16 protein-coding genes are annotated in these 17,289 nt (G+C 67.5%); 7 read left to right on the top strand and 9 right to left on the bottom strand.

Annotated elements, in window-relative coordinates:
- Window positions 1–3: 3 nt before the first annotated feature.
- The 6 genes from GXW76_RS06020 to GXW76_RS05995 all read right to left on the bottom strand — a co-directional run bounded on the left by GXW76_RS06020 (window position 4) and on the right by GXW76_RS05995 (window position 4,802).
- Window positions 4–1,680, bottom strand: a complete 1,677-nt coding sequence (locus GXW76_RS06020; protein ID WP_211861090.1) for a DEAD/DEAH box helicase — start codon at window positions 1,678–1,680, stop codon at window positions 4–6.
- A gap of 17 nt (window positions 1,681–1,697) precedes the next feature.
- Complete coding sequence (locus GXW76_RS06015) at window positions 1,698–2,339, bottom strand: hypothetical protein (RefSeq protein ID WP_211861089.1); 642 nt, start codon at window positions 2,337–2,339, stop codon at window positions 1,698–1,700.
- A 12-nt stretch (window positions 2,340–2,351) separates the two neighbouring features.
- Window positions 2,352–3,227, bottom strand: a complete 876-nt coding sequence (locus GXW76_RS06010; protein WP_211861088.1) for an ATP-binding protein — start codon at window positions 3,225–3,227, stop codon at window positions 2,352–2,354.
- The gene (locus GXW76_RS06005) at window positions 3,227–3,769 is read right to left on the bottom strand and encodes a hypothetical protein (protein WP_211861087.1); all 543 of its coding nucleotides are present in this window, start codon (window positions 3,767–3,769) and stop codon (window positions 3,227–3,229) included. The genes GXW76_RS06010 and GXW76_RS06005 overlap by 1 nt, the downstream gene beginning before the upstream one ends.
- On the bottom strand, window positions 3,769–4,152 hold the full coding sequence (locus tag GXW76_RS06000; RefSeq protein ID WP_211861086.1) for a hypothetical protein: 384 nt from the start codon (window positions 4,150–4,152) through the stop codon (window positions 3,769–3,771). Before GXW76_RS06000 ends, GXW76_RS06005 begins: the two co-directional genes overlap by 1 nt.
- A 65-nt stretch (window positions 4,153–4,217) precedes the next feature.
- Complete coding sequence (locus tag GXW76_RS05995; protein WP_211861085.1) at window positions 4,218–4,802, bottom strand: sigma factor; 585 nt, start codon at window positions 4,800–4,802, stop codon at window positions 4,218–4,220.
- A 294-nt stretch (window positions 4,803–5,096) separates the two neighbouring features.
- On the opposite strand from GXW76_RS05995, the gene GXW76_RS05990 reads away from it, so the two are divergent.
- The 7 genes from GXW76_RS05990 to GXW76_RS05960 all read left to right on the top strand — a co-directional run bounded on the left by GXW76_RS05990 (window position 5,097) and on the right by GXW76_RS05960 (window position 10,542).
- Window positions 5,097–5,825: an ImmA/IrrE family metallo-endopeptidase gene (locus GXW76_RS05990; RefSeq protein ID WP_211861084.1), complete on the top strand. Its 729-nt coding sequence runs from the start codon at window positions 5,097–5,099 to the stop codon at window positions 5,823–5,825.
- A complete protein-coding gene (locus GXW76_RS05985) occupies window positions 5,825–6,106 on the top strand; it encodes a helix-turn-helix domain-containing protein (protein ID WP_211861083.1) in 282 nt (93 codons plus the stop codon). Before GXW76_RS05990 ends, GXW76_RS05985 begins: the two co-directional genes overlap by 1 nt.
- A gap of 11 nt (window positions 6,107–6,117) precedes the next feature.
- Window positions 6,118–6,792: a hypothetical protein gene (locus tag GXW76_RS05980; protein ID WP_211861082.1), complete on the top strand. Its 675-nt coding sequence runs from the start codon at window positions 6,118–6,120 to the stop codon at window positions 6,790–6,792.
- A gap of 283 nt (window positions 6,793–7,075) precedes the next feature.
- The gene (locus tag GXW76_RS05975) at window positions 7,076–7,582 is read left to right on the top strand and encodes a DUF2924 domain-containing protein (RefSeq protein ID WP_211861081.1); all 507 of its coding nucleotides are present in this window, start codon (window positions 7,076–7,078) and stop codon (window positions 7,580–7,582) included.
- A complete protein-coding gene (locus GXW76_RS05970) occupies window positions 7,579–8,931 on the top strand; it encodes a recombinase family protein (RefSeq protein ID WP_211861080.1) in 1,353 nt (450 codons plus the stop codon). The genes GXW76_RS05975 and GXW76_RS05970 overlap by 4 nt, the downstream gene beginning before the upstream one ends.
- The gene (locus GXW76_RS05965) at window positions 8,928–9,314 is read left to right on the top strand and encodes a hypothetical protein (RefSeq protein ID WP_211861079.1); all 387 of its coding nucleotides are present in this window, start codon (window positions 8,928–8,930) and stop codon (window positions 9,312–9,314) included. The genes GXW76_RS05970 and GXW76_RS05965 overlap by 4 nt, the downstream gene beginning before the upstream one ends.
- Before the next feature lie 103 nt (window positions 9,315–9,417).
- Window positions 9,418–10,542 (top strand): DUF3644 domain-containing protein, encoded by a 1,125-nt coding sequence (locus GXW76_RS05960; RefSeq protein WP_338150897.1) that lies wholly within the window; start codon window positions 9,418–9,420, stop codon window positions 10,540–10,542.
- Here the strand turns inward: GXW76_RS05960 and GXW76_RS05955 are convergent.
- From GXW76_RS05955 to GXW76_RS05945, 3 genes are read right to left on the bottom strand one after another with little or no spacing between them, the layout of a single operon-like run.
- On the bottom strand, window positions 10,511–13,843 hold the full coding sequence (locus tag GXW76_RS05955; protein WP_211861077.1) for a DUF499 domain-containing protein: 3,333 nt from the start codon (window positions 13,841–13,843) through the stop codon (window positions 10,511–10,513). The two genes, GXW76_RS05960 and GXW76_RS05955, sit on opposite strands and share 32 nt — an antisense overlap.
- Window positions 13,840–14,388, bottom strand: a complete 549-nt coding sequence (locus GXW76_RS05950) for a hypothetical protein (RefSeq protein WP_211861076.1) — start codon at window positions 14,386–14,388, stop codon at window positions 13,840–13,842. Before GXW76_RS05950 ends, GXW76_RS05955 begins: the two co-directional genes overlap by 4 nt.
- Before the next feature lie 11 nt (window positions 14,389–14,399).
- Complete coding sequence (locus tag GXW76_RS05945; protein WP_211861075.1) at window positions 14,400–17,288, bottom strand: DUF1156 domain-containing protein; 2,889 nt, start codon at window positions 17,286–17,288, stop codon at window positions 14,400–14,402.
- Window position 17,289 lies beyond the last annotated feature (1 nt).

Genomic DNA, 17,289 nt, shown 5'->3' with positions numbered 1-17,289 from the left:
GACTCATGCTGCCTGCCTCAGCGCCGCGGGCTGGGCGCTGCGCACGAGATGCTGGATGGCCTGGCGGTTGAACTTGAAGGTCAGCAGCGCCGAGGCCTGGTAGCGTGTCATGCCGAGATCGGCCCGGGCTGCCGGGGGCAGGTGAATCAGCTGCCGCTCGGTCGGCGGCTCGCGCAGCCAGCGCCGGCTCTTATGGGCGCTCTCGTCGCTCTCGTGGGTGTTCAGCCAGTCGTCGGCCGCGGCCAGCGCCACCAGCCGCTCACCGATGGACAGCAGGCGCGGCCGCTCCTCCTTCGCCCCGCCGACCGCGTGCCACGCCCCGTTCAGGAAGAAGATACCGGCCCAACCGTTGAAGCCATTGGCCAGCAGCGCGGCGTCGTCGCCGAACAGGTCGCACCACTGGAAGGCGGAGCGGCGGAGGAGGTCGATCTCCGTCATGATGAAGTCGGCGAGCGGCGCCGTCTCGCGCCCGCGGGGCTCGAAGGCGTGACCGCAGATCGGGCACTCCATCACCGCGATCGGCACCTCGGCGTCGCAGGAGGGGCAGGCCTTGGTGGGCGGCTCGCCCTCGCCGGGCTGGCTATCGAGATCGACGTCCTGCTCCAGGCAGCCATGGATCTGCGAGGAGGTGCCGAAGTCGAGCACGATGCAGTCGCGCTTGACGATGCCGGGATGTTCGTTGGGATCCACGGTGCGCAGCCCGCGGCCGACCATCTGGATCATGGTGCATTTGAAGGAGCTCGGCCGGAGCAGCACGACACAGGAGGTTGGCGGGTGATCCCAGCCCTCGGTCAGTACTGCCACGTTGACGACGATGCGCGCCTCGCCCCTGGCGTAGGCGGCCAGGACGGAGCGCCGCTCCCCCTCGGGCATGTCGCCGGTCACCAAGACGGTGGGGACGCCGGCTGCGTTGAAGGCAGCGGCGACATGCTCCGCATGGGCGACGGTGGAGCAGAACGCCACCGTCTGGCGGCCGCCGGCCTTCTCCTGCCAGTGCTTCACGACCGCGTCGGTGACCGGCACCGTGTCCATGACGCGGGCGACCGCGCCCATGTCGAAATCGTCGCCGCTGCGCCGCACCGCGCGCAGCTCGTCCTGCACACCGACATCGATGATGAAGGTGCGCGGCGGCACCAGGTGGCCGGAGGCGATCAGCTCGCCGAGCCGGATCTGGTCGGCGACGTTCGAGAACACCTGGCGCAGCCCGACCTTGTCGCCGCGGTTCGGCGTGGCGGTGACGCCATAGATCCGGCAGTCCGGATTCCGCTGCAGCGCCCGATCGATGATGCGGCGGTAGCTGTCGGCGACGGCGTGATGCGCCTCGTCTATCACCAGCAGGTCCAGCGCCGGCATCGCGTCGAGGTTCGCCGCGCGCGTCAGCGTCGGCACCATGGCAAAGGTGACCTGGCCGGCCCATGACTTCTGGCCCGCATCCACGACCGAGGTGATGACGTCGGGATTCACGCGGCGGAACTTCGCCAGGTTCTGTGCCGTCAGCTCATCCCGATGCGCGAGGACGGCGGCCTTGGCGGCACTGCCATCGATGTGCTCGCCCACCGCCGCCGACAGCATGATCGTCTTGCCGGCGCCGGTCGGGGCGACGCCGAGCGTGTTGCCGTGCTCGCCGAGCGCACGCAGGCTGCGCTCGACGAAGACCTTCTGTCGCGGCCGGAGCAGCATGCGTGCCGGGCCTCCCCTCAGCGCGCCCAGGCCGGGCGCGGGTCGTTGCCGGCGGGCGGCGCGGAGGCCGCGGCGGGAAAGGCGCCGTGGGGGATCGGCGCAGCCGGTTGGCTGGGCGGCTGCGCCGGCGGCGTGTAGGCCGGCGCCGTGGCGGACATGCGGTGTGCGCCCATCGCCTCGGCATAGCCGCGGTGGTCGGGCGTCACCGCCATGCGGATCTCGTTCTTCTCCTCGCCGTTGGCGTCTGTGCCGATATCGACCTTGGCGACGAACTCGAGGCCATCGAGATCCGCGAAGCCGCCGATGCGCCGGGCCGCCTGCGCCTGGGGCGAGACATCCTTGTCGGAGATGCCGCGCGCGGAGTTGAGCATCCCCCGCACGAAGGAGCGGCCCATGTTGGCCCAGTCCGGGCCCTTCGGGCTGTAGAGGCCGATCAGCGTGAAGATCTTGCGCTTGGCGTAGGGTCCCTCCGACACGGTGAATTCGCCGTTGAGGTACACGGCGCCGGTGCTGCCCCGCGTGGCGTAGCCGCCGGTCCAGCCCTGGCTCGGATCATCGAAGCCGCCCGGGCGGATCGTCAGCCGGACCTTCGCGATGGTGCCCTTGGGGATTAGGTTCGGGTTCTGGCGCGCGTCGTTGTAGTCGTTCCAGGAAGCCATGCGGGATCTCCGTCAGGTGCTGGGCGTGGTGGAGGAGGTGTCGGGGACGGCGAGCGTCGGCGCTGACAAGGCGAGGCGCTCTGCCGGCGGGCGCGCGGGCCCGGCGATCTTCTCGAACAGGCGGCCGAGATGCGGCGGCTCGATCAGGTCGAGGCGGCCGGAGCGGTCCTTGGCCGGGAAACCCCAGGGATTGATGGTCTGGCAGACCAGCGCGCGGTGCGGCGCGCCTGCCTCGTCCTTGACCTCGGCCATGGTGATGACCTGGTCGACGATGCCCGGCAGTTCCTGGCCGGTCTTGCTGCCGTCGATCTGCGGCGCGAAGACCTTGCGGTTGAAGTCGTCGGTGCGCTCGTCGAGGATGCCGACGAAGATCACGTTGCGGCCGCGCGCGTGCTGCAGATGCGTGAGCCAGGCGATCATCTCTCGCCCGTGCAGCCCGTAGGCGCCGCGCACATCGGGCTTACCGGTGCGCTCAGAGAACGCCTCGGGCTGGCCGCGGCACCACTGGAAGCACAGCCGCCCCGCGACCGTGATGCTGTCGACGAAGATCGTCGAAAAGCGTTCCGTCGTCGCGGGATCACCGTACTCCTGCAGCACGCGAGCGTGCTGCGCGGTCGAGTAGGCCTGCTCGTCGCGTAGCGCGGGGTTCGGCCCGGCGAGGAACAGCGCGAGGTCGCGGCAGTCCTCCCAGGTCCGCGGTCGGATGGAGGAGCCGGACCAACCCTGCACCGCGAGATCGCCGGCCTCGAGGTCGATAAACAGCGTGCTCTCTGCGGGCAGCGTCCAGAGCAACGAGGTCTTGCCGATGCCGCTCTTGCCGAAGATCACGGCCTTGACGCCGCGCGGTTCGGCCAGCCGCTCGTCGGCGGTGATGATGCGCAGGGCCATTAGCCGATCCTCCCGAAGGTCGCGGGGACATCGGCGTGCGGGCTGTCGCGCCGCTCAGTGTCGGAGAGGATGGTGAGCCGGTAGGTCGGCTTGCCCGTGCGCACCGTACGCGCCGGCTCGAACGCGCCGCGAATGCGCTCCGGCCAGGCGGCATAGGCGCGCTCGGCCACCTTGAAGCTGACCTCGACATAGTCGCCGGGATCCTCACCGCCGGCGCGGATCTGCTCGGCGAGCGCGGCGAGCCGGCGCTGGTCCCATTCCACCTTCTTCGGCAGATCGGCGGTGACCTCGACGTTGCCGTCCTGGAAGCGGACGGTGCCGGTATCCTTGCCGGCCGCGGCGCGGGCACCGATGGCGCGCTGCTCGTAGCGCATGGCGATGGCACCCTCGATCCAGTCGAGCGCGCGCTTGGCGATGTCGAGACGGGATCGCGCCTCCTCCTGCAGCAGGGCGAGATGCTCGGCCGGCAGGTCGATCACCTGGCCGATTGGCAGGAGGCGCGTGTCGTCGATCGTGGGTTGGTTGCGGCGGGCTGCTTCCATCACGCCGCCTCCCGGCCGAGCAGGTCGGCCAGCACGTAGCCGGCCGCGCTCCGGGCGCTGAGCGGCCGCGGCCGGACGATCAGCAGATAGGCGCAGCGCCCCTCGGCGACGCGGCGCTGCACGAGATGACCGAGACCGGCTTCCGCCATCGCCCAGACGCGCCGCGCGACGGCTTCGAGATCCTCGCGGCGCTCGGCCGACAGTTCGGACGCGACCTTGTCGCGATCGCGGGCCAGCAGGCCGATGTGATAGACGATCGCCTCGCCGGGCGACGCATCGGCGTAGCGGTCGCACAGCCCATTCTCGGTCAGCACGACGTCAAGCAGATCCTCGATGCTCAGCAGGATCTCGTTCGACAGCAATTCGGGGGATGTGAAGTGCATCGTGTGGGGCTCCCTTCGACGCGTGGTGCTCACTTTGTTATTTACGGATCTGCGCGAAATCCTTCTCACGGCCCCGATCGCATCGGCGCCGTCGCACGCATGGGTGCTGCCGCCGCAGGACGCACGCCGAGCGCACGCAGCCAGCAGCGCAGGTCGTGCAGCTCGCGATAGAAAGTGGCGGGAGAGACAGCGCCGGCGTCGCGCGCCGCTGCGACATCACGGTGCAGGATGATCCGCCGCAGCAGCGCTCGCGGTGCCGGTGGTAGATCCTCGCCGACGCGCCCGAACGCGACGGCGATGTCGGGATCCGCCTGTGGCACCGCGAGCGAACTGCGGATGTCGGCAGCGAACTCGCCATCGAGGGACACGCACGCCGGCGGCGATGGCTGCCGCGCCCGCTCGATGACGGCACGCCGCGCGAGCACCGCAACGAAGGTGGCCCAGGACGCCCGCGTGGCGTCGAAGCGCTGGCCCGCCTCGAGGATGACCAGCAGGATGTCCTGGGTCAGGTCCTCCCGGTCCTCCCGGGCCAGGCGACGCTGTCGGGCGAAACGCGCGGCGTGGCAGCGAGCCGCCGCCAGAGCCACGCGGACCTGACGTTCATCCCAACTTTCAGGAAGATGTGCCTGCGATTTCTGTTTCTCTCTCATCCCACGGCCCTTCCGCCTCGGTTGATTGCGATGAGCCGAGATCAGCGCCGCGGTCGGGGGTGCGGCTAGGGCAAGGGGGTGCGCAGGGGTGCGTTGAACGCCCCCGCCGATCATCGCACCCCATAACAAGTCAACGCGTTAGCACTGCCCATCAATCACTTACGCACCAGGGGGTGCGGGATCGCCGCGATCACCGCACCCCCTCCCGTCGCGACCGCTGGACACCTCCACGGACGGGAACATAAAGTGAACTTACTGTTGCCCGATCATCTCTAAGCCAGGGACCTGGTTCCTATGTCCATCGCGATCGCCTATCCCGCAGCCGCGGCGCTCAGCCCGCGCCAGGACGCAGCTGCCCCAGCCATTCGTACCGTCGCCGCCCAGGTCCGACGCCAGATCCCGCGCGAGCCCGACAGCCTCGCGCTCACCCTCCCGGCACTGATCGACGCCTGTCGCGCGGTCGAGGTGAACGAGCAGCGCCTGTCCGTGTCCTGGGAGCTGGGCCGCGCGCTGCGCGACGAGTTCGGCCACACGGTGCTCGGCCTCTGCGACATCGATGCGCACGAACCGGGCTGGGCCTACATCGCGGTCAATGGACCGATGACAGCCAATCGCCCTGACCTGGCGCTGAGCACGGCGGCGCATGAGCTCGGCCATTTGCTGTTCGACGTGCCGGCTGCGCTGGCCAGGGGAGACCAGCGCTATCATGCGGTGGCCAGTTCCCCGCGGGCGCTCGAACGCCAGGGTCGTGGCGCCGAGGCCCGCGCCAATGAATTCATGGGCGCTCTGCTGGCGCCGCCGGTGCCGCTGCACACGCGATTGCTGGCCTATGCGCGCAGCGAAGGGCTCCGGCTTTGCCGCGGGCCGCACCAGGGCCGACCGGCCAGTCCGATCGTCGCGGCCGGCAATCCGTCCGATGTCCTGGCCGGCGTGCTGGCGGCGCTGGCCGGCGATTTCGGTGTGTCGGAGCGGTTCATCGCCGTGCGCCTGTCGCGCTACGGCTTGGTGGAAGGAGGCGTGTGATGGCGTTCGGCGATGTGGTGCGCGCCCGGCGCACGGAGCTCGCGATCGGGCTCAATGACCTGGCCGAGCGGATGGGCATCTCCCCTGGCTACTGGTCTCGGATCGAGCGCAATCTCGACAGGCCACCGAGCGATGAGGTGGTCCAGCGCGCCGCGGCGATTCTCGGTATTCCACTCGACGCGTTGTTCGTCGAGGCGGAGCGCCTGCCGCCCGACATGCGCAAGGACATGGGTCGTGTCGTGCTGGCCTATCGGCGCCTGCGCAGCATGCGTGCTGGTTGAGGGAGGAGGCGATGGCAAACCCGCCGAAGAAGAAGGTCTTCTATCAGATCGACGAAGTGTGCGAGCGGCTTGGGCTGTCGCTGCTCGACATGTCTGTGCTGGTATCTGAGCGGAAGATCCAGTTATGCACCGCCGTGGCTGGCCTGCTGGTGGAGGATGGCCATTACGAGGTCGCCCTCGATGGTGATGCCGCGCCGATCCCGGATGACCGCCTTCGTATGCAAGGTCTCGTCGACCTGAAGCCCGACGATGCCTGGTTCGTTCTGCGGCATGGATCTCAGACTATCTTCTGGCTGGCCGCCGAGCCGGGCTGCTATCGGCGCCTGGTCAGCACGAGCGAAGAGGATCGCGGCTACACCGTCATTCGTGACGAGGTCGGCGTGCGCCACGAGGAGTTCGCGCGCTACGCGGCCACAGAAGAAGCGCTGGATGACATCACGATCGGTACGAAGATCGGGACGTCCCGTGGTTCGCAAGCGATCTATGATTGGGACGCGGCTCGGCTCGAGGCGTGCCGTCTGATCTACTTCGAGGGCGTGCCGGAATCCTTCGGCGCCCTGATCCGGCATGTGCAGGGCTGGTTTGCCGAGAAGGGCGGCAGGGTGCCCGACGAGAGCACGATGAAGCGTCGGCTGCGCGATGTCTGGGCCATCTTCGGGTCGGAGGCAAAGCGGAAGGCGGCGTGATCGGGGTGCTTCGCGTGGTGCCGTGAGAACGGCACCACCCCAAATCCGTACATAACAGGCAGGACCATGCGTGTTGGATCGCGATGCCCCTGCCGACCTCGACCAATCACCACCTCCCACCCCACCTCCGCGAGGTGTGCGACGTTCTCGCGCGCGGCCTGCTGCGGCTGCGCAGCCGCGCTGCCGCGGAAGCTGCGCGCGACGCTGCGGACCGCGGAGAGCGGTTGCTACACTTCCCGGCCGCCCAGCGCCTGCATGCAAACCGGACCACCCGGAGAGACGCATGACGCGCACCACGAAGCCGAAGCCCGCCACCCCGCCGGCGTTCACCGCACCTGCCATCCCGCCGGCCGACGTGCTGGGCCGGCTCGCTGCCCTGAAGGCGGCCGCCACGCCCGCGCTGAAGCAGCAGTGGCGGGAGCTCTTCGGCACGGAACCGCCGCCCTACAACCGGCGCTTCCTGGAGAGCCGGCTCGCCTACCGGATCCAGGAGTTGGCCTACGGCGGGCTGAAGCCAGAGACGGTGGCCCGGCTTGAGGCGCTCGGCGAGCAGCTCGACGGCGGCAAGGTCAGCGTCCGCCGCATGCGCGGCGAGGACAAGCCGATCGCCGGAACGCAGCTGATCCGCGAGTATCAGGGCGTCGAGCACATCGTCACGGTGACGCGCGCCGGCTACGAGTACGGCGGCCAGCCCTACCAGTCGCTCTCCGCCATTGCCCGCGCCATCACCGGCACGCGCTGGAACGGGCGCGTGTTCTTCGGGCTGCGCCCGAGCCGGAGTGCGGCATGAAGCGGGACGCGAAGCCGGCCGCCGCCATGCCGGCGACCGTCCGGAAGCTGCGCTGCGCGGTCTACACCCGGAAGTCGAGCGAGGAAGGCCTCGATATGGAGTTCAACTCCCTCGACGCGCAGCGCGAGGCCTGCGAGGCCTACATCTCCAGCCAGCGCGCCGAGGGCTGGGTGCTCGTCCGCGACCGCTACGACGACGGTGGCATCTCCGGCGGAACACTCGAACGCCCCGCCCTGAAGCGCCTCGTCGCTGACATCCAGGAGGGGCTGGTGGATGTGGTGGTGGTCTACAAGATCGATCGCTTGAGCCGCTCGCTGGTTGACTTCACCAAGCTGGTCGAGGTGTTCGATGCGAACAATGTGACGTTCGTGTCGGTCACGCAGAGCTTCAACACGACGACCAGCATGGGCCGGCTGACACTGAATATCCTGCTCAGCTTTGCGCAATTTGAAAGAGAGGTCATCGGCGAGCGCATCCGCGACAAGGTGGCGGCGTCGCGCAAGCGCGGCATGTGGATGGGCGGCTTCGTGCCGCTCGGCTACGACGTGCGCGAGCGGAAACTGATGGTGAACGAGGCCGAGGCCACGCTGGTGCGGCGGATCTTCCAGGGCTTCGTGGAGCTGGAGTCCTGCACCAGGCTGGTGCAGGTGCTGCGCGCCGAGGGTGCCACCACGAAGCGGGGCCGGCCGCTGACGAAAAGCGACGTCTACCGGATCCTGAGCAACCGCGTGTATCTCGGCGAGGCGGTGCACAAGGGCACGGCCTATCCCGGCGAGCACGACGCCATCGTCGCGCAGACGCAGTGGGACGCGGTGCACGCCGTCCTACAGGTCAGCCCGCGCGTGCGGGTCAACCGGACACGGAACACCACCGCGCCGCTGCTGCGCGGGCTGATCTTCGACAGCGACGGTCGCGCCATGTCGCCGAGCCATAGCCGCGGCCGGGGCGGGCAGATGTACCGCTACTATGTCAGCCAGGGCGTGCTGAAGGTCGGCGCGACGGAGCGGCCGAAAATCCCTCGGGTTCCGGCCGGCGAGATCGAGGCGGCGGTGGTCGCTCAGGTCCGCGCGCTGCTGCGGCAGCCGGAGATGGTGGTCGGCACCTGGCGGGCGGCGCGCGCCACAGCGCCGGACGTGACGGAGCAGGAGGTGCTGTTGGCGCTGGAGCGGATCGAGCCACTGTGGGACGAGTTGTTCCCCGCCGAACGGGCGCGCATCGTGCGGCTGCTGGTGGACCGCATCGACGTCCGGGCCGAGGGCGCCGCGGTACGGCTGCGGCTGGACGGGCTCGGCAGCCTGGTGCGCGACCTGGCCGCCCAGGCGCCCGAAGCCGGGAGGGCGGCGGCGTGAGCGACGCGGCGCAGACCCTCACGGTGGTTATCCCGCTCCGGGTGAAGCCACGGGGCGGGCGGAAGGCGATGGTCACGCCGGGCGTGCTGGCACTGGAGCGCCGGCAGGACATCACGCTCATCAAGGCGGTGGCGCGGGCGTTCCGGTGGCGGCGGATGCTGGAGACGGGCCGCTTCTCCACCATCAACGAACTGGCCGCGGCGGAGAAGATCAACTCGTCCTACGTCTCTCGTGTGCTGCGGCTGACCCTACTGGCACCGGACATCGTCGAGGCGATCCTGGACGGACGGCAACCGGAGGGAATGGCGCTGCCAGCCCTGATGCAGCCGTTTCCGGTGAAGTGGGAGGGGCAGTCGCAGCACATCGCTACTCCGTCCTCCTGATCTGTTACTCTTTGGGTTCAGGGTTCCGATTCGTGGCTCCTTGGCGTTTCTGCCCGCCGCGCCGCTATAACGAACCAGCAACCTATCAGGGAACGCTAACCGGATGCGGCGGGAGGCACGGCAACTTCTCGACAAGGCGGGCGACTCACTCCTGCTCGGCATCGAGGTGTTCAATCGCCCCCACGAGAGAGGGCGAGTGGCAGCCACACTGATCCTGATGGACCACGCCTTCGAAATGCTGCTGAAGGCCGCGATCCTCCATCGGGGTGGTTCGATCCGCGAGACGGGCCGCGAGAACCAGACGATTGGCTTCTCCCTCTGCGTTCGACGGGCGCTGAGCGATTCGAAAATTGCATTCTTGACCGAGGAGCAGTCGATTACGCTGCAGGCCTTGAATAGCCTTCGGGACGCAGCCCAGCACCACCTCGTCACCCTTTCGGAGGCCAGCCTTTACCTCCATGCCCAAACTGGCGTGACCTTGTTTCGCGACCTGTTGGACAAGGTTTTTGGGCGGAAGCTCGTGTCCATGATGCCCGCGCGAGTACTTCCGGTATCGACCACGCCGCCCGTGGATCTGATGACGCTATTCGCACAGGAACACGAGGCGGTCCGGCAACTGCTGCGACCAGGCAGTCGGAAAGCGCAGCTCGCGGAGCAGCGCCTCCGCGCAATGTCCATCCTGGATCGAGCGATCAAGGGCGAGGAAGGCCAACCGACCGCGGCGCAACTGAAGGCGCTTTCACAAGCCGTTCGGCAGGGTCGGTCTTGGAAGGATCTTTTTCCAGGTGTCGCCGCGGTCAACATCACCGCAGACGGTAGCGGCCCAACCCTCAGCCTTCGGCTTTCGAAGCAGGAAGGCGTCGCGGTCAAGGTCACGAAGGATGGAGAGCCTGGAGGCGCCGCCATAGCGATCCGCCGAGTGAACGACACCGATATTTTCACACTTGGTCTCAAGGACCTGGCCAAGAAGCTGGCCTTGAATGAGTTCGAGGCGAGTGCGTTGGTCTATCACCTCGGGCTCAAGAGCGATCCCGAGGCGTTCAAGGTCTTGAAGATCGGCGCGTCGAAGCATCCCCGCTACTCGCAGAAGGCGCTGGACGCCCTCCACAAAACAAAGGTGAGCGCCGACATGCCGGCGGTGCGTGCCGCTTATTCGCGGAGGAACAAGACGGCGCCTTCCGGAGCGAAAGCGAGCTCTACTCCTCAAACCCCGTCGACTCAGGCCTAAACTTCAGCTGCTTCGCGTTGTCACGCACGACGCTGACCTCGCTTTCGTCGAATCCCTCCGGCGCCTCCCCTTCAATCTCCAGCGTGAGCTTCACCTTCGCACCGCTTGTCCGCTGCAACTCCATGACCACCGCATTGAAGATCGCATCGAACGACTTCATCGGGCGGACCATGTCGATCTCGACCGAACCGTAGAAGCGACGCGGCTTCTGTGGCGCCGAGGTCGGGGGCGAGGCGGTCGGCTCACGCCCTCCATTCGCATTCCCTGATCCGGGATGCGGCCGCGGATCAGCGCCCGCGGGAACTCCATCTGGCTTTGCCTGCGCCTCTGCGAGCTGAGCTCGTGCTTCCGCTGCGCGCACCAGGATCGCATTCGCGGAGGGGAGCTCGGTGAGGTTCTTCGCCCAGACGAGGTTGCGGTACCGCCCCGTCGCCTCGTCGTAGCTATCGGCGTAGCCGAACTCGGGATCGAGCTTCGCCACCGAGTCGCGGATGGTGTTCTCTAGCACGACGCGATCCCGCAGCCGCGGGAGGTAGACGTAGGACGCAAACCAATCCGCCACTTCGGCGATCGGCAGATGGGCGCGGTCCTCCGGCCATATAGGCCTCAGCGCCAGCCAAAGCCGCTCCGTCCCGAGCTTCTCCAGCGCGATGCCGTCGCCCTTCGCCTTCTCGTACACGACAGCCGGGATTGCGGCCCGGTCGCGCGACGAGATCAGCGTGTGCTCGAGGTCGAAGGGTTTTCCCGCCGTCTCACTCTTCACCGGATAGAAGACATGGCTCCAGGCGGACCGGACAGCACGGCGCGCACCGTCACCGTGGGTCTTCGCCTTGTCCTTCGCGTCCGCCTCCTGCGCATTCGTCATCTGCTGCTGCAGGCGGCTGTCCTTCACGATGGAGTCCCAGGCCATCGCCTTGGCGATCACCTCGCGCGCCGTCGCCAGGTTCGCTTCGTCAGCCGCGACGAACAGAAGCGTGTTGCGGAAGCGGCGCTGCGACGCGCGGCAACGCATCAGCGCCTCCGCGATCGCATCCGACGCTGCCGACTTCGTCGCGCCCTTCCCGGCATGCGGCGTGCTCGGCCCCAGGATGACGAGGGATAGGGCCTGTGCCTCATCGATCGTCACGGGGTCATCGGGCGCGGCGAAGACGCGATGGAAGCCGCCCTTTGTCCCGGCATCCTCCGTCAGGAGGCGAACGATCTCGGCATCCACCTCGTGCACCTGATCCAGGAACGCCTTGGCCCGATCATCCGCCAGCCGGTTCAGGGTCGGCTGAGTGGAGAACCAGTAGCGCCCGGCCTCTTCGTAGAGGTAGGTCGCCCGCTCGCTGAGCTCGCGTAGAGCCTCGCCGAAGATGGCCAGCTGATCGCCCGGCTCGGCGCAGGCCAAGCGCAAACCCTGGCCTGTCAGCCCCGCATTCGGCTGCCCGACGGACGGCGCTGAACACAGGAAGACCGAGCGCGCCGCTCGCGTGGCAGCCCGCAGCTGAGAGATTCGGCGGGACGGATTGGCCTCCATACGGGCCGGCAACGCCCCGTCGCCGTCCACCTCCTTGTCGACCACAGACCCAAAGGCCGGATCGAGGGGATAGAGCACCCCTGTGCGCACCTTCTCATGCGCGACCGGCACGCGGGCCGGAGTGATTAGCGGGTCTCGCGTCTGCCCGTGCCACAGCACGCCGACCACGTTCGCCATGAAGCGGATGACGTCGCGCGTCCGCTGGAACTTCTGGAGGCTGGACCAGTCCTTCGCCAGCCGCTCGAACAGCTCCGGATGGATTGGGTAGGAGAGGCGCAGCAGCTCGAGATACCGCGGCTCCTTCGCCTCGGGCGGAAACTCGGCGGGGTTCTTCTTGTAGAGATCGTGGAAGGCCTTGATCGTCTCCTCGCGGGCGCGCTCGCCATCCGCATCCAGCGGCTGGAACAGGCGGCGACGGACGATCTCGTAGGTCTCGTTGCCGGAGGCCGGCAGCCAGGCCGATTGGACACGGCCGAAGACCTTCTCCAGCCGCAGCAGCGCCTCGACGCCGCGCGGACCACCGGCTTCCGCACGGCTCTCGGGCAGCGACCCGACAATGAGAATGCCCGGCACCATCTTCGCCGCTTCGGTCAGCGACTGGATGAAGGACAGGAAGGCCTCGAAGCGGTCGTCGTCGAGCTGCCGCGCGAACATCGTCAGCTCGTCGAGCAGAATGACGCTCGGTCCCGCCAGCTTGAACAGTGCGACCAGCAATTCGGAGCCCGGGTTGGTGCGGGCAGCCTCGGCTTCCGCCACCAGCTTCAGCCCAGCCTCACCTGCCAGGCGCCAGGCGATGTAGCCCCACAGCGTGCGTACGGGCGGGCCGCCACCCAAGGTCAAGGAGACATCCGCCCCCTTCGACGAACCAACGAAGACGGCGACGCGCGGCTTCGGCCAGGCAGTAATTCCGAGCTTCTCGACCAGGGGCGCCATGCCGCCGAGCGCGGCGGGGTCGCCGCCTTCGCGCAGATGCTTCGCCAGGTGATAGATGGCGAGCATGGTGTGCGTCTTGCCGCCGCCGAAAGCGGTCTGCAGGCCGATCACCGGATCACCACCCGCGCCCGACAGGCGCTGCAGCGCCGAGGTCAGCACGCGCTTCAGCCCTTCCGTCAGGAAGGTGATGCCGAAGAAGTCCGCGGGCGTGGCGTAGCCGTCTGTCGCGTGGCCCGCATCCACCGCGAAGAGGTCCGCGGCGAACTCGGCCTCCTTAAATCGATTCGCGATGACGTCGGGGTGGGGCAGCGCCACCTCGATCCATGGCTTGAGGGCCTTCGCAGGTCCATCCGCCGACTGCAATTCCAGCCGCTGCGGCGCAGGCGTGGGCTGCGGCGTGGCGGGCGCCGCGGCAACGCCGACATGGCGCTGAGCCTCGTAGAGCTTCTTCGCCTCGGCCACCTCGGCTTCTGGCGCCTTCACCAGGCGCAGAAGCTGATGGATGGCGTCGAGGTAGCGGAGCGCCTCGTCATCGGCCATCGGGATGGCGAGGTGCGAGGCAGCGTTGCGCGCCTCGAGCGCCATGGAAGCGAAGTTGCGGGCCTTGTGCTTGTCGTTCCGGCTGAACGCCTCGTCGAAGGCATCGCGCCAGTTGTCGATCATCGTCTTGAGCAGGCCATAGGCGTCGAGCGCCTCATCCGGCGAAGCGCCCGTCGCGCGGCTCGCCAGGCGCAGCCAGTCGGGACCGCGCGCGCGCGACATCCGCGCGGCGACGAAGGGCGCCAACCCCTTGCGCAGGTGGAACAGGGCATCCTGCACCCGGCGGAGCGTTTCCTTTTCGTCGCTCATTTCTTCTTGCCCGCCTTACGTCCGAGAAGAGTTCGAAGGCTGCTCGCGCTCGGGCTCGGCTTGCCTTGGCCGGTGTTGAGGAAGCCTTCGACGTGGAGGTCCTTCAGGTGCTTGGTCTGCTTCTGATTGCGCAGCTCCGGGTTCCGGTCGAGAGCCAGGCCAATCATGTAGTTCTCAAGAAACCTGATGTCGGCATGTCCGGACGAGGACGGCTTTGCGAAGCGACCGGTTGGCGTGAGCTTCGCGATGAGGAAGAGCTGCGGCCGAAGCTTGGGCTTCCCGGCGATAACCTCATTGAAGTGGTTGATCACGTGGGCTGCGGAGCACTCCGCCTTGAACGAGCGCCGTACCGTTAGGCCTACATAGTGGGGCTTGGCCCCGTTCCCGCCAGCCGCCGCGACGATGTAGCAGCCGCAGCCTGACGAGACGCCCTCACACGCCGACTCGACGCCCTCCCAGAACTCGCGCTTGGCGTCCTTGTTGAACGAGATGAGGCCGTTCGTGTTCCGCGGAATCGTGAATGGGCCGAACACTCGAAAACGCATGCCGGGCTCCTTCAGAACAGCGAGGCTTGCGCCGCGGCCACCGGGCCGCGCGCGATGACCTCGGGCGCCATGTCCGCGAGCCGCGGCCATTCCTGGGCCAGGGCGTTGTAGACCAGTGCCTCGGCGGCCCAGCCCTTCTGGGTGGCGATCTCGAACAAGCGGTAGGCGAGCGCGCGGGCGTCCTCGGCGCGAGGGCCCATCTGCGCGACGAGCGCTGCGGCGGCCTCGGCGCCGCCGTCTTCGGCGTTCAGCACGCGGATGGTGTGCTGCACGCATTCCCAGACCGTGGGCGCCTTGTCGTTGGTCGGGGACCAGCCGGCGGGCAGGTTCTCCCGCGCAACGAGGCCGGCCTTTCCGCGCAAATCTTGGAAGACGCCGGAAGCGAAGAGTGTGGCGAGCGGGACGTTCTTGGCGTTGGCGAGCGTGATGAGCTCGCCCGAGGGGCGGGCGTCGAAGCCGTAGGTGGCAAACCAGGCGAGCGCGACCTGGCTCGGCGCGTCGAAGGCCTCGCTGAGCTCGTTCTCGATCTCGTCCCAGACGCGGTTGATGAGGGAGAGCGCGGTCTTCACCGGCATGGCGCTGTCGTCATCCTCCAGCACCTTGGCGAAGCGGGTGAAGACGCCCATGCCGGGGCCGATGACGGATTGCTGCATGTCCACCGGGCCGACGCCGGCCTTGCGGATGGCAGCAATGGCGTCGGGCATCTCGCGCTTGAGGGCGCGTACAAACTCGGCGCGGGTTGCGACGCTGGCACCTTGCGTGCGCTTTCGGCACACCAGAACGATGGACGAGGCGAGGGCGTTGGTGCCGCTGCCGATCATCCGGTTTGCGAGCTCGGTTCGCACCGGCCAGGTGCCGTCCAAGGCAAGGCCGGCATCCACCACAGCTTGCAGAAAGGATGCCCAGCCGGCGGAGGTGATTCCATCCTGCGCCGCCTCGGATTGCTTGAAGGCATAGTAGACGGCGAGCGGCGCGTCCTCGATCGCTGCCTTGCGCATCGCGACCAGCGCCTCCGACATGCCCTGCATGAAGAAGTCTTCCGCTTCCTTCTTTCCGCCGTGCCGATAGGGAGTAGCGACCAGTTCCCGAGCCTTGGGTGTAGTCAGGCGACGGAATAGGTCAGGCCAAATGCCAGAAAGCGAATGGCGCATCCATACGTAGAAGAAATCGGACAGATCCGCATAGCCGATGTTATCGAAATATGGTGGATCTGTAGAGATAAGTATTGGTCGAACCGGAAAGGAATTTTTGGCCGCATCTATGTTGTGGATCGCTCCATTCGCAACCGCCGGGACACGGCTAAGCGCGTCAGCGGTCCATTCGACATTGAAGATGAAGTTGCCGGACGAGTTTGAGAATGGGCTACCTTCTGCGAAATCCCAAGTCATCTGCAGTGCCTGTCGGGCAAACGTATTGCGCAGCGCCTCCATCTTCGGGCTGCTGTCCCAAGAGCAAATAGACGATCCACGATCCACGCTGCGATTAATGACGAACGCAAGGTACGTTGCGACGGCGTCGGCGTAAGCAGCGGCTCCGTTGCCTCCTTCGGCGAGCGTTAGACCATCATGAGGTAGTCCAGCTGCCCGCGCATCGGCCAGTACAGTATCCCGCGCTTCAGCCACCAGGTCGGAGAACGTCGTCAACGCAACAAGCTGGCGAGGTGTGAAGGCATCCCTCCACCGCGGCATTCCATACATCGGCAGACGGTCAACATCGTGACTAGGGGTCGTAACTAGCTCCTCGGGGCCCCAAGCCGGGTCTGCAGATCGCGCAACCCTTTCCTGGTCCCGACTGGCTGAGCAGTAGATGCGCGATCGAGCACCTTCCGCGACGACAGCCATCAAGCGCTGCCCGAGTCCTTGTCCAACAGCCTCATTACGAACGTAGTCGAATGGGATCGCCGCACCGGTCAGAACACAAGTGAACCCGCCTCGCCCCGTTTTCGTCCCACTCTTCAAGCGGTCTTCGTCTGCCTTGCTCAGCTTTCCGGTTCGCACCTCAAACCGCCATCCATCGGGGGAGGTGGGATCGAGCAGAGGCTCGACCCACGTCTTCTTGCCCTCTTTGGTCGAGAGCATGAACGACGATACCAGCGGCACCATCGCGCCCTTAGCCGCCGGATCCGGGCTGCGCACCGTCCGCGCCCAGAGCCAGGCGATGACGGTCGCCTTGCCGCCATCCGGCAGCGTCGCCTCGGGATAGAGATGGCCGATGCGCCGCGCCGCCTCCTCCCGCATCCATGCGCCGTAGTAGCGCACATCCTCGGCCAGCCCCTGCGCGCCGCGCCCCTGCCAGCGCCCGCCCCGCGCGCGCTCCGCGCGGGACGCCGGGTTCACCGGCGGAAGGCCAGCGAACTTCGGCGGGATCTCCACCAGCGCCTTGCCGATCAGCACCGCCACAGGATTGAGGTCGCTGCCATAGGCGCGCAGCCCCAGCCGCTGCGCCTCCAGCGGGATCGAGCCGCCGCCCGAGAAGGGGTCATAGACCGGCGGCGCCTTGGCCTGGAGGTAGGCCAGGATGGCTGCGCCATCCTCCTTCGCCGGCGGCTCCTCGCCGAGGCCCCAGGCGACGCTGCGCGCGATCTCCCACCGTGCCGCGTTCAGGATCTCCTCGTTGTTCGAGGCCTCCCAGGGCACCAGGCGCTCAATCACGTGGTGCAGTCGGCGCCGCTCCGCCTCTACCGCCTCGGGCGTGGGGAAGCGGTCGGGCCAGGAGGAGGGATCGTCCACAAGCTGCGCGAACAGCACCGCCCGGCACGCCGCCAACGGGCGCCGCGCCCACCAGAGGTGCAGCGTCGAGGGATGCCCGTGACGAATCGACTTCTCCCGCGCCGAGGCAGCGTTGATCGCCTCGAGCGGGATGGAGACTTCGATGAGCTTCTTGCGTGGGGTAGTGGACATG

The organism is Neoroseomonas soli, from assembly GCF_018129065.1.
GTDB lineage: Bacteria > Pseudomonadota > Alphaproteobacteria > Acetobacterales > Acetobacteraceae > Neoroseomonas > Neoroseomonas soli.
The sequence above is the reverse complement of the archived record's forward strand: the minus strand, read 5'-3'. Positions and strand labels throughout refer to the sequence as shown.